Origin of the sequence: Pseudomonas fluorescens (assembly GCF_902497855.1) — a bacterium.
GTDB lineage: Bacteria > Pseudomonadota > Gammaproteobacteria > Pseudomonadales > Pseudomonadaceae > Aquipseudomonas > Aquipseudomonas fluorescens_BI.
In genome coordinates this window covers 238,371-250,431 of sequence record NZ_CABVHU010000006.1, presented here as the reverse complement: position 1 = coordinate 250,431, position 12,061 = coordinate 238,371, and the positions used below count along the sequence as shown (strand labels likewise).

The following is a 12,061-nucleotide window of genomic DNA, read 5'->3' as shown; positions in this document are numbered from 1 at the left end:
GTTGCTTAATGACGCGGCCCGGTGTACCCGGCGTCGACATTAAGCAAAATGGTTTTGGACTCAAGGTACGCACGCAGCCCCGGCACCCCACCCTCCCGACCGATCCCAGAACGTTTGAATCCGCCAAAAGCAATCGTGAAATCAGACTGATAGGCACTCTGACTCACCGTACCGGAGTGAAGTCGTCTTGCCATTGAGAACGCCTTATCCTGGTCGTCGGTGAATACCGCAGCAGCCAATCCATAATCGCTGGCATTCGCAATCTCGATGGCGTGCTCCTCACTGTCGGCAGGTATTACGCTGAGCACAGGGCCGAAGATCTCTTCACGAGCGATTGTCGACGTATTATTAACATCGCCAAAGACAGTGGGCGCGAGGTAGAAGCGAGGGTCGAGTGATTCTGGTACTTCGCCACCGCAGACCAGGCGAGCCCCTTCGCTCACCCCCTTGGCAATGTAATCGGCAACGCGGGCCTTTTGCGTGGCGGATGCCAACGGCCCCATTCCCGTGGAAGGGTCGAAGGGATTGCCGACCTTGACGGCGCTCAAACGCGCAGAAAGCGCCTCGAGCACAGCATCCTGTTTGTTCCGGGGAACAATGATCCGGGTCAGGGCAGCGCAGATCTGGCCAGACATAAGTGTCGCGGCAGGTGCGACCTGGTGCGCAAACTTCTCGATGTCGTAGTCATCGGCCAGAATGGCCGGTGATTTACCACCCAGTTCAAGCGTGCAACGCGCCAGGCGATCAGCGCAGATTGCTCCAATCTTCCGACCTGCTGCCGTTGAGCCGGTAAAGCTGACTTTATCGACATCGGGATGACGCACCAGAAGTTCTGATACCTCCCGATCTGCGGTGATTACATTAACCACGCCCGGCGGAAAATCAGCCGCTTCCACCGCTTGCGCCAGTGCAATCAATGTCGACGGGGCCTCAGGGGAAGCTTTGAGTATTACCGTACAGCCTGCGAGCAATGCGGGCGCCAATTTCCAAGCCGCCAGCATCAGCGGGCCATTCCACGGAACGATCGCCGCACACACGCCAACCGGTTCGTGCACCAGATAGCCGACGCCTCCCATTGCAGGCTGATGCGTTTCTACAAACTGGAACTTTGTGGCCAGATCCGCATAGAAATCAAATGCGCCAGCGAAAAATGGAATCGCCGGCAACGCCATGTGATAAAGCGCTCCCATTTCCGCAGCTTGCAGCCCCGCCATGATGTCCGCCCGCGCGGAAATTTCCTGGCTCAAGCGCGCGAGATAGGGTGCGCGTTCGGCGGGTGACATTCTAGGCCAAGGTCCTTTATCGAACGCATACCTGGCGGCCTTGACCGCTGCCTCAACGTCGGAGGGACCTGCGTGCGCTACGTGCGAAAACACATTTCCGTCAATGGGCGAAACCAGTGACGCAATATGGCCGGAGCGAGGCGACACCCACTGACCACCGATGAACAGGCAGTCAGGTTTCTTCAAAACACTGCCGTAGGCACCAGGCGTTTTCATACCTTCACTTCTGGTATTCATCGTTTGTCTTCCTTAATCAGGGTTGCGCCTTTTTCCCCAATGATCATGGAGATGGCGTTGATATTGCCCGACGGCACTTGCGGAATGATGGAGCAGTCAACTACGCGCAGGTTCTCAGTACCGTGAACCCTCAGTCGTGGATCGACAACGGCGCTCTCATCGACGCCCATACGCACCGTCCCACACGCGTGATATGAAGGCGAAGCTTCCCGGCGAACGAACTGTTCAAGCGCTTCGTCATCTTCTAGGTCTACGCCGGACGGATACTCTTCCTGGAAATAAGGAGCAAACGCCTTGGTCTTCCATATCTGACGTCCCATGCGGACCGCTTTTTTCAGCAGTTCCACCTCTTCACGGCTCCCCAGCATGTTGGGCTGGATGAGCGGTGGATCATTGGGATCAGCAGATCGAAGCGAGACAAAACCACTGGAAAACGACCGATTGACATTGACCAACATGGTGACGCCAGCCCGATCGAGCCACTTCACTCCGTCCGGACCTATATCGTTGATCCAAGGGGCAAAGTGAAACTGAAGATCTGGATAATCGAGCGTGCTGCTTGATTTTGCGAAAGCGATAGCTGGAAAAATGAAACTCGCCGGTCCTCCCCGCGTAAACAGCCAGCGTATTGCCGTTTTCATCTGTCCTAGAACGCCCATATCCTGATTCACTGTCCGCACTTTGACGAACGCTTTCAGCGGGATGGCGGGGTGCTCTTGAAGGTGCTGTCCAACATGAACGTTGGCATGCACCGTGGCAATGCCGTGTTTGCTTAGTGCGTCCGGATCACCGATTCCGGAGAGCATGAGCAGTTTGGCTGAGTTGAACGCGCTCGCCGACAACACCACATCGTGCCGGGAATATTCGATACGCGTCTTACCGTCGTGATCGAATTCAACGCCAATTGCCCGTTTGCCCTCAAAGACAATCCGACGCGCCAACGTGTGCGTCATGACCGTCAGGTTAGGGCGTTTTCTCGCCTCTTTCAGGAAGGCATGTTCAGTGCTTTCCCGCAGTCCGCGGCGCTGGTTGAAATGCGTGAGTGAGGCGCCGGTCTGCGCTGCGCGATTGTAGTTCGAGGTGGCCGGCACCCCGATCTCACCCATCGCCTTGATAAACGCATGACAAATCTTCGGCACGCCCTTGGCAGGAGAAATATGCACTGGACCAGCCTGTCCGTACTCGTGCGCGGATATCGCGCTACCATTTTCCAGCCTGCGGAAGAACGGCAAGAGCGCATCATAACTCCAGCCGGTATTACCCAATGTTTCCCAGTGATCGTAATCCGATCGGTTGCCGCGTGCATAGATAGTCCCATTGAGCTGGGAGGAACCCCCGAGCACCTTGCCGCGAAACCAGACATCCACTTTGTCCAGGCGCGATGGATCTGGCTCGGTCACGAACAACCAATCGTACTGAGGATCGCCAAGGACTTTGGTGGCAGACATCGCTGGAATTCTGAAACGTAGCCTGTTTGCTTCGCCCCCGGCCTCCAGCAACAGAACCTTGCAGGTCGGATCTTCACTTAAACGGGCCGCGACGATTGCACCTGCACTGCCTGCACCGACAACAATATGATCCCACTGTGCCGGCTGTGTCATAACGTGCTCCCCTGCGCAGCAACGCGCGAAATCGCACTGACGAGTGATTCGCCCGCGCCGCTCTGGGACTGCGGCGTCATCGTTGAAAAGCATGTTTCAGAACAGTGCAAATGCCACTGAGTAACTGAATGCATTAGCTGTTGTTGTTTTGTTATCACGCTAAGCCTCCGCTTGATTCGGATACGACGGCCGCTGTCAGCTCGAGGGAAATTCGCAGATTTCCACACCTGAACAGATAACAACCGGCGCGTTTCAAGACCGTGTTTTTTTGGTTGGCTACGATTTTACATACGAGGTTTTGATCGCTGTGTAGAAGTCCAGGGCGTAACGTCCCTGCTCCCGTGCGCCGTAGCTTGACGCCTTGCGCCCGCCAAATGCGACATGATATTCCGAGCCTGAAGTGGTCATGTTCACCGCGACGACTCCCGTCGTGGAATGCTTACGGAAGTGGGTCGAGTGAGCCAGCGAATTGGTACAGATACCGGCAGACAATCCAAACTCCGTATCATTTGCAATGTTCAATGCCTGCTCATAATCCTTGACACGTATCACGCTGCACACAGGACCGAAGACCTCCTCACGGTTGATGCGCCAGTGGTTCTCGGTATTGAGTATCAACGCTGGCGACATGAAGAATCCAGGGGTGTCGCGCGTCAACCGTTCTCCACCATAAACTTCACCGCCCTCGTCTCTGGCGATGTCAACGTAGCGAAGGTTTTGGTTCAACTGACGCTCATCAACCGCCGGACCGATGTGTGTATCGGAAAACAGGCCGTTATCAACTTTCAGCGTGCCCATCACTTCGAGCATCCTGGCTACGAATCGATCGTGGATACCTTCCTGAACGATCAGACGGCTCGATGCCGTGCAGCGCTGCCCAGTCCAATAGAAACCACCGTCAATGGCGATTTCTACCGCCAACTCAAGGTCTGCATCATCTAGGATGATTAGAGGGTTTTTCCCTCCCATTTCGCACTGCACTTTCTTCTGCCGCTGTGCAGTACTGGATGCCACGTGACGACCTGTGGGAACTGATCCAGTGAAGGTAATAGCGTCGATATCCGACGCATTTAGCAGTGCTTCACCGACTTGCCGTCCAGGCCCCATAACCAAATTCAATACGCCATCGGGAAGCCCTGACTCTTTCAGGATTCGACAAATCTCCCACGTACTGGCAGGCACCAGATCTGCTGGCTTGATCACCACGCAGTTACCGTAGGCTAGCGCTGGCGCAATTTTCCAGGCTGGAATTGCACTAGGAACGTTCCATGGCGTGATCATCCCGACCACACCCACGGGTTCACGCGTTACATAGACGTCCGCGCCCGATCGGGTTGAGGGGAAAATCTCACCGCCCGTTCTCACGACCTCTCCCGCGAAGTACTCAAAAACCTGTGCAGATCTGATGACTTCGCCAATGGCCTCGCGCAGCGTTCTACCTTGTTCTCGGCTCAGTACTTCACCAAGCCGCGCGCTCTCGGTGCGCAGCGCGTGAGCTGCACGACGCAGAATGTCGGTCCGCTCCTGGCTATTGACCGCCGCCCACTTCTTCGAGGTCCGCCGAGCGGCAGCTACCGCTTCGGCAACCTGCTCGGAGGACGCTTTGGCGAACCTGCCGACTACCTCACCGGTATTGGCTGGGTTGATGTTCTCGGAATAGCCGTCTCCCGCCACCCACTGACCATCGATAAGGTTCTTGAATTCTTGAGTCATACCCAACCTCTTAAAGGTAATCCGATGCTATAAAGCAACTAAACAGCACTGTGTTTATCGTGCACATCCACTCACTACATCGATCAGCATCTTCGCGCTGATATCCAGCCAATTACCTCGCCAGGCGACATGGCCGTCGGGGCGCACCAGAACATAATCGGCCTGATAAAGATCTCGCACCTTCGGATCCAGGATCACCTCAACACTCAATGGAACACCCATGCTCGCGGCGGCATGCGTCAACGAACCAGCAAGGTCGGCCCCATCGCGCGACTTGAACTGCAGCAGCACAAACCCGTTCCCAAAAAGGTCAAGAATCGATCGGCCGTCAGAAAGGTTGATGTGCGGAGCTCGGTGCCCTGGTCTGGCCACTGGCACATAGTCAGAAAGGTGATCCTCAGGCATCGGGGAACCATCAGCGACGATGATTGGAGACCCTTCATAGCGGTACCCAAGATGAACACCATATGTCTCGAACTCTTGGCGCGTGCCTTGAGTCATAGCGTCAGCGACAGCGCGCCGCGAGGCTTCTCCATCTGGGCCATCCAGGATCACGCCAGAGTAATCCACCTTTGGCATCGTGGAGCCGAAGTTATAGGCAGCAGCATCAACGTTGCGCTGGGCAATCGGCTGGCGCTCAAGCTCATAGCTATCCAGCAAGCCTTCGCCCCCCCAACCCTGCAGGGTCGCGGCAAGCTTCCAGCCCAGATCGACTGCGTCACCGAGCCCAGTGTTCATGCCATAGCCACCGTTGGGCGCGTTTACATGGCAAGCGTCTCCCGCTAGAAACACCCGCCCGCGCCGGAATGCACTGGCCACGAGGCGACTTCTGCGCCATGGCAACACCGCAGTGATGGAGTATTCGATGTCATCACGACCCAGGCAACGTCGCAGCCATGTATCAGCATCAAAGTTGTCAGCCTCGACTTTTTCTTTGTTGCCCGTGATCGTAAGCCGCCAGACATCCTTGGCATCTACAACAGTGAGATTGCCCCAGACACCTTCGGTGCCGACCATCCAATACCGCGAACCAATTCCAACGTGCTGATGCTTCAGGAGATCACGCGAGGTGAAGTAGATACCCGTGGAGTAGCTCAACACCGGATCGCCCTGCATCTCGATATCCAAGGCTCTGCGAACCCGACTACCAGCCCCGTCGCAAGCAGCAAGGTAAGTGGTTTGCAATGTCTCGCGAGTACCGTCATCAAGGTTCTCCAACACGACCTCGACACCTTCTTGGGTTTCGTTGAACGAAACGAGCCGCGTTCGGTATCTGAGCGTGACATGCTCGGAGCGCTCTGCCGCACGCGCCAGAATGGGATCGAACCACAGTTGAGGGCAACGCTGTTTTTTCTCGGGGCTCAGATGAGAGGCAGGCTCTTGCGACCCAGAGGGATACTCCAGGGTCGTAATCAACTGACCATTGAGACTGGTGCAAAAAATCTGATTGAGCGGGAAGTCTTCCGGGAAGCCGCAATTTCGAACATCGGTGGCAATGCCCCATCGACGGCAGTGCTCCATGGAGCGCACCGATACATGCCCCATTTTCGAAAGGCGGACAACGCCGTCACCCTGATCGATTAGCAAGCATTTCACACCCCGGTAGGCTAACTCCAACGCCAGCGAAAGGCCTACAGGACCACCGCCTACGATCAGTACTGGAGTATCTACCTGTCCGTTGCCATCAGGCGAACGGGATGAATCTTCGACTTTGATCACTATAATTTTTCTCCGTCTACCGCCTGTACAAGAAATCAGTTCGCGACAACACAACCCACTGATTTCAGCCACAGGTTTGGAGTACGTATCAACGTTGATAGGGCTCGCATTAGCTACTAAGGCCCGCAGATATTGCGTCCGTCATCCGTGGGCCAGTACGCAACGCCTACAGTTTGGTCAGCCCGCCGTCGTCAGATCGTTTCAAGGGAGGCACATAGCCCTTGAGCTGGGCAATGATCTGAAGCGCAATATGACGGCTCAACCGCCGACAGTCGTTGATACCACCATAGACTTGCCAGAATTGACGCTGCTTGAGGGGCTTAGCGAGGCCCATCGGCTCGCCTGTTTCATCAAGTCCACTGCAGGGTCCGACCCGCGCCGCGACCTCATCACCAAATACTTCGGCAACGTCTTCATTGGAGTTCATAAAGCCTGTCGCAGCCACCACGGTATCGAACTGCTTCACGGTCCCGTCTTTCAGACGAATGCCATTTTCGACGAAGCATTCAACCTCCGACATTTGCTGGATCTGTACATTGCCGTCGACGATCTCCTCAAGAACGCCCATGTTGAGATGGAAGCCTTTAAAGCTCTTGAACAGCTTGCCCAGCCAACCACTGCCGTCATCGCCGTCGCCAATCCATAGGCCGCGATCTCTCAACTTTGCGAATAGCTCGGCGTTGCGCTCATTGCACGCTGTGGTTTCTTTTTTCAGGATCTCAATGATGATCGGATAGACGGCACCCGCTCCACGACGAAGGTCAGAGATCTCGAGCGACTGCCCACCTGGCAGGTAGTCCCGGTTATAGCGCACGCCTTCTTCGAGCGGGACAACCGATGTCTCACTGCGCTGCAACATGGTCGGCTTAGCGCCACGCAGGTAGAGGTCGTAGCACATATCGAACGAACTTGTACCGGATCCAACAACCAAAACGTTCTGACCTTCAAATTCGCTGCCCGAACGGTAGAACTTGGAGTGGATAACCTTCCCTTTAAACGTTTCGAGCCCAGGTGCGTTAAACGGTTTTGGATTGAGCCCGATCCCACCAGTCGCCCATACGATATGCTTGGGATGCATCACACGGCTAGAACCATCGGCCTGTTTGATGCATATGTTCCAGCGCCCACTCCCTTCATCAAACGCACCACTAACGGCATCAGTCTGTAACCAGATATTCAGCGACATCATCCTGCCGTACGCTTCCAGCCAATCGGCCCACAGGTTTTTCGCGACATAATCGGGAAAAATCTCAGGACTTTTCAGGTAGGGAAGATTGTTGACTGCACCGATGGTATGCAACGCCAGCGATTCATAACGATTGCGCCAGCTATCGCCGAGTCTGCTTCCGCGATCGATGATCAAATACGACTGACCCATTCGGTCCAGCCGCGCACCGACACTCATCCCGGAGTGCCCGGCGCCAATGATCAGTACATCCGGATCATTGTTTTCGAACAGCTTTTTCTCTACTCGATGCTCACTAAAATATTGCCCTTGGCGTTTGGGCGTATAGCCATGTAGAGGGAAGACCGGCGCCGTCCGTTCACGTGTGACACGGTTGCCGAGCGTTTCCGAAACGGAGTTAAGACTGAGGATATCGGTCCCCAGTAAAAAGCATCGTGAGCCAATGCGCGATGACTCATCGCGCACAAGACGAAGCAATCCTTGCCCCTGACCATGGTGAACCTTGAAGACGATATAGGCTTCGATTACCTGGTGGTTCAGCAGTGAGACTTCGGTTGGTGCGGGGAGAATATCCGAGATGGAAAATGCTGAAGGGCGCGTCCATGACTGGACCTCAAGCAAACCGTCCACGACCTGCTGCCGACCATGCGCCTGGCGCATATCCCAAGTCAACGCGACTTGATCGCGCCAGTAGGACTCTCCTAGAAATAGCGCCTCTAGTTCAGAGCGATCACCCTCAACCAACGCCTTTTCAAAAGCAGCCAGCCAATGTTTTACAATATCAGTCAGGTTGTCATTATCGACCATTGCACTCTCCTTCTTATTAGAATTGGCCGTGAGCGTTTATAAAGTCAGATACGGCTCGGCAATGCCTGTGACGCCTAGCCCGGTAATGGCGAATAACTTGCCAGCCTCTTCGTGCTCGGTACTTATAAGCATCCCGGTTTCTCTGACGGATGTGACGTACAGCACATCAAGGTGCTCACCACCAAAGGCGACAGACGAAACGTAAGGCGCAGGCATCTCAATCACACGGTCCAGCACACCATCAGACGAAAATCGGAATACTTTTCCGCCCATGATTTGCGCAATCCACACCCCGCCCTGCGCATCTACGGTAGCGCCGTCTGGTGCGCCACCATGAGGCTTCATATCGGTGAAGATTTGTTCTTCCCCTATCCAGTTGCCTTTTAGGTCGCAGTCCCTTACGTAAATCAGCCCTTCCCTACTGTCGGTGTAGTAAATCCGACGCCCGTCTGGGGAACAGCAGATTGCATTGACGATCGCCATACCTTCACGCAGGGTTTCCACTGTTCCATTCGTCAGCAACCGATACACCACACCCGCAGGCTCACCACCATCGGTGGTAACGCTGCCAAAGATCAGTCTGCCGGAACGGTCAGCGCGGCCATCGTTCAACCGAACTCCAGTCCTAGGTTGGGGTAGGTGCACAATGCGTGAAAAGTGACTGTTACGCAGGTCGAGGGTGTAAAGACCATCAGTAAGCGCAATCAGCAGCACGTTTATTTCACTGGTCAGAACGATACAGCCCAAGACTGTATCGACTTTCCACTCGCTGTATTCACCCGTGGCGGGATTCAGGCGCCTGACGCGCTTACCGAGCTGATCAGCCCAGTAAAGCGCATTGATGCGCGCATCCCAAACTGGGCCCTCACCTAGCAAATCACGCTCGACGTCCACAGCTTCGACTTGCATCACGGCCTCATTCTTTTGGTGGCCACTGAATAGCTTTTTCACTCAAGCTCCAGTAGGTATTTTTGATTTGAAGATATTCAAGAATCCCGTCGATACCATTTTCGCGACCGATCCCACTTTCCTTGAACCCCCCCATCGGAACACTCGGCTGACCAATCTTGTGCGTGTTCACCCAAACCGTACCTGCTTTAATCGCGCGCACGGTTCGCATAGCTTTTCTGTAGTTTTCGGTCCATACGCCGAGAGAAAGGCCAAAGACTGTGTCGTTTGCTACCCTCACCAAATCTTCTTCATTTTCGAATTTCAAAATGACGCCGACAGGCCCGAAGATTTCTTCTTGTGCAAGCGAGCAACGGTGGTCTCGAACTTCAAACAGGGTCGGGGCAACATAGGCGCCTTTGTCCAGCTCCTCACCCGCCGGCCGCTCACCGCCACACAGCAGCGTCGCCAGAGGATCTTTTTTGCCCATTTCAATGAACCGCTCAACGATGTCCCGCTGCTGGAATGATGCGACGGGGGCCACGGCGGTCGAGGCATCGCGCGGCGAGCCAACCTTCAGTTTTTTGGTGGCTGCGACGAGCTTGCCAACGAACTCATCATAAATCGAGGCCTGCACCATAATTCTGGAGCCAGCGATGCAGGACTGTCCGGCGTTGGAGAAGATGCCATAAATTACGCCCGCAATAGCGTGCTCGATATTGGCATCTTCAAACACGATATTGGGCGACTTGCCACCGAGTTCCAAAATACACGGAACAATCTTCTCAGCCGCGGCATGACCAATAATTCGGCCAGTTTTGGTTCCGCCGGTGAAGGCGATCATATTGACCTGTTTGTGATTGACCAGCGCTGCGCCTACTTCTGCGCCTCCAGTGACGACGTTCACAATACCTGGTGGCACACCCGCCTCTAGCGCTAGGCGGCCATATTCCAAGCCAATCAATGGCGTGAATTCAGATGATTTCAGCACCACCGCGTTCCCTGCCGCAAGCGCCGGGGCAATCTTTCCAGCCTCATGCAGGATAGGAGAATTGAATGCAGTCATGGCTGCGACGACACCCACTGGCTCGTAGGTCTTGTAGACAAAATATTCACCGCGGGGCGGCATGATGGTCGATTCAAGGGTTTCACAAACGGCAGCACAGTAACGGAACTTCTGAATTGCACCGTTGATGTGCTGATAACCTTCAACCAGCGTCTTGCCGTTATCTTGAGTTTGCAGCTCGCACAACAGATCGCGGTCACGGTCAATCAAATCGGCATACCGATTGAGCAACGCGGCACGCTGGTGTGCCGGCATATTCCGCCAGGACGGATCTTCAACGGCTCGCGCGGCCCCCTGTACAGCATCATCCACATCCTGCACCGTAGCGCTATACACCCGGTCAACCACCGAGCCATCAGCCGGATTAACGGACTCAAATGAGTCGCCCTTGCCCATTCGCCATTCGCCGTTCACGAGAAACTTCTTAGCTTCAGCCATCACTCAACTCCGATCCGCTGCATTTTTTTTTGTTGTTCAAGAATTTCTTTGTAACCCGCCGTGCGCAGGGGACCTGGACGATACGGTTCCTCGATGTATTTCATGTCTTCAGGGCTGAGGACAACGTCGAGCGCGGCGATAGACTCCGCAAGATGATGGGGTTCGAGCGCGCCACACAAGATAGTGCTTACTTGCGGGCGGGCCAAGATCCAAGCCATGGCAATGCGAGAGGGAGGAATACCGCGCTGTTTCGCCAATTCATGCAGGCGAATCCGGACTTCAAAATCCCCTTCGCTCCCGTAAAGTGCTTGCCCTTTCACATCTTGCTGCACACGGGTGCGCTCACGCTGGGTAAGCTCGGAGACGTTCTGATCGCCTCCAATCAACCAGCCGCGCGCCAAGGGACTGTAAACCATCACGCCAATGCCATTTTCACCACAGTACGGCAGCGTTTCGCGCTCCTCCTCCCGATAAACCAGGTTGTACTGAAGCTGCATCGCGGCCAAACCACTGCCTTCATTCCGCGAGCGCAAATGTGCCTGAGCGCCAGCGATCTGATGCGTTCTGAAATTGGACACGCCGTGATAAAGAATCTTGCCGGCCTTGACCAACTCTTCCATGGCGTCAATAGATTCTTCGATCGGCGTTTCAGAATCCCACTTGTGCAGCAAATAGAGATCGACGTAGTCAGTCTTTAGGCGCTTAAGGGAAGCATCGATCCCCTCCCTGATTCGCTTTCGCGAATTTCCCTGTTCATTGGGCAAGTTACTCATTGGCATACCGACCTTGGTCGAGATCACCAATTCCTCCCGACGTACCAGACCGTGCGTAGCATCGGCTAACGCTTCTTCACTGAGGCCATAGGAGTAAAAGTCAGAGGTATCAAAAAAGTTGATACCGCCATCCAGTGCCTGCTTGACGAAACTTCGTGCAGCAGACTTCTCAAGCACCCAAGGCTGCCAAGCCGGACTACCGTAGGACATCATCCCCAGACAAAGAGGAGAGACTTTCAGGCCCGTACGACCCAACCTGCGATATTTCATTCCCACCTCCAAGCAATATTCCCATTTCCAGGCTCACCGCCCCGGCAGATGGCTCGCCGCCAGCGATAACCCAGCAAAAA

8 protein-coding genes are annotated in these 12,061 nt (G+C 54.9%); all 8 read right to left on the bottom strand.

The window, feature by feature from the left end; genetic code table 11:
• Nucleotides 1-5 precede the first annotated feature (5 nt).
• Nucleotides 6-1,520: an aldehyde dehydrogenase gene (locus tag F8N96_RS14810; protein ID WP_150798414.1), complete on the bottom strand. Its 1,515-nt coding sequence runs from the start codon at nt 1,518-1,520 to the stop codon at nt 6-8.
• A complete protein-coding gene (locus tag F8N96_RS14805; RefSeq protein WP_191635353.1) occupies nt 1,517-3,121 on the bottom strand; it encodes a GMC family oxidoreductase in 1,605 nt (534 codons plus the stop codon). Before F8N96_RS14805 ends, F8N96_RS14810 begins: the two co-directional genes overlap by 4 nt.
• 276 nt (nt 3,122-3,397) lie before the next feature.
• On the bottom strand, nt 3,398-4,840 hold the full coding sequence (locus tag F8N96_RS14800; protein WP_224794095.1) for an aldehyde dehydrogenase family protein: 1,443 nt from the start codon (nt 4,838-4,840) through the stop codon (nt 3,398-3,400).
• 48 nt (nt 4,841-4,888) lie between these two features.
• Nucleotides 4,889-6,553 (bottom strand): FAD-dependent oxidoreductase, encoded by a 1,665-nt coding sequence (locus F8N96_RS14795; protein ID WP_191635352.1) that lies wholly within the window; start codon nt 6,551-6,553, stop codon nt 4,889-4,891.
• 166 nt (nt 6,554-6,719) lie between these two features.
• Nucleotides 6,720-8,546 carry a flavin-containing monooxygenase gene (locus tag F8N96_RS14790; protein ID WP_150798410.1) on the bottom strand — a complete coding sequence of 609 codons (1,827 nt, stop codon included), beginning with the start codon at nt 8,544-8,546 and terminating at the stop codon, nt 6,720-6,722.
• Between the two features lie 36 nt (nt 8,547-8,582).
• Nucleotides 8,583-9,497 (bottom strand): SMP-30/gluconolactonase/LRE family protein, encoded by a 915-nt coding sequence (locus tag F8N96_RS14785; protein ID WP_150798409.1) that lies wholly within the window; start codon nt 9,495-9,497, stop codon nt 8,583-8,585.
• Nucleotides 9,463-10,938 carry an aldehyde dehydrogenase gene (locus tag F8N96_RS14780; RefSeq protein ID WP_150798408.1) on the bottom strand — a complete coding sequence of 492 codons (1,476 nt, stop codon included), beginning with the start codon at nt 10,936-10,938 and terminating at the stop codon, nt 9,463-9,465. Before F8N96_RS14780 ends, F8N96_RS14785 begins: the two co-directional genes overlap by 35 nt.
• The gene (locus tag F8N96_RS14775; RefSeq protein ID WP_150798407.1) at nt 10,938-11,981 is read right to left on the bottom strand and encodes an aldo/keto reductase; all 1,044 of its coding nucleotides are present in this window, start codon (nt 11,979-11,981) and stop codon (nt 10,938-10,940) included. The genes F8N96_RS14780 and F8N96_RS14775 overlap by 1 nt, the downstream gene beginning before the upstream one ends.
• Nucleotides 11,982-12,061 lie beyond the last annotated feature (80 nt).